Source organism: Mesorhizobium sp. WSM4829 (assembly GCF_055811475.1).
Map to the genome: position 1 here is coordinate 1 of NZ_JBVVQJ010000145.1, position 540 is coordinate 540.

At 59.1% G+C, this 540-nt stretch carries 1 protein-coding gene; it reads right to left on the minus strand.

Features of this window, described 5'->3' with window-relative positions:
* Positions 1-540: hypothetical protein (locus AC0L17_RS34595; RefSeq protein WP_473519009.1), on the minus strand; the 540-nt coding region annotated here is incomplete at both ends.

Genomic DNA, 540 nt, shown 5'->3' on the forward strand with positions numbered 1-540 from the left:
GTCGTTTATCGATTCGGTTCGAAACCGAGAATCGGAAGCCATGGGCGGCTTGTTGTTTTTTTTAAGCCACCGAGAAAACCCTCTAAGAACCAATACATTATGCGCGATCGTTTCTGGGTGAACGTTGAGCCGCCTGGCTGCTTCCGCGAACTGCTTGAGGAGATCCTCGTCTTCGGGATGAGGATCGGGACGAGGATCGTGATATTTGGTGACGTTCCCGGCGCGGGAATCCCGCAGGGCGGTCAAGGCTCTGTGGACACGTTTGTCGCCACCGTCGACCACAAACGCCGCCGCGCGGGCAGCCAACGCATCAGGGTCATCAATCAGGCTGGCCACTGTCAAGTTGCCGGACTGGTTCTGAAGCCAGACGCTGAACGCGCGCAGGCGGGACACCCAATGCTTGACGGTATTGGCGGCAAGGCTGGTGGAGTCCCTGTTCCTGGCTTCGTCCATTGCGGCCTGAAACCAGGAAAAGAGGGACTCGTCCCGACCGTCCGCGCGCCCGCGCTTGGCAGAGTCAATGCGAAGCGTCGACTCAAG